General features: G+C 61.8%; 1 protein-coding gene. It reads right to left on the bottom strand.

What is annotated here, in order from left to right; translation table 11 throughout:
• Window positions 1-40: 40 nt before the first annotated feature.
• A partial coding sequence (locus SB764_RS44370; RefSeq protein WP_410867357.1) for a hypothetical protein occupies window positions 41-238 on the bottom strand: 198 nt, incomplete at its 5' end.

Below are 238 nucleotides of genomic sequence, written 5' to 3'. Positions count from 1 at the left end.
AGCGAGGCATCAGGGGGCGAAGTGCCCGGAGCGGACCGATCTAGAAGGTCAGCATCGGCGTCACGGTCACTTTGCCGCCTGAGACATCCAGCTGCGTGGTGAAGCTGAAATCATGCTCCACGCTGAGGTCGTGCGCAACGCCGGTGAACAGGTCTATCTCGCGGGCGGTTAGCTTGGCTTTGCCGTTGAGCGGCGCTACCACCCATCTGCCACTGAACGGTTCGATGGTGACCTTGGG

Source organism: Paraburkholderia sp. SIMBA_027 (genome assembly GCF_046535315.1).
GTDB classification, from domain to species: Bacteria; Pseudomonadota; Gammaproteobacteria; order Burkholderiales; family Burkholderiaceae; genus Paraburkholderia; species Paraburkholderia tropica.
The sequence above is the reverse complement of the archived record's forward strand: the minus strand, read 5'-3'. Positions and strand labels throughout refer to the sequence as shown.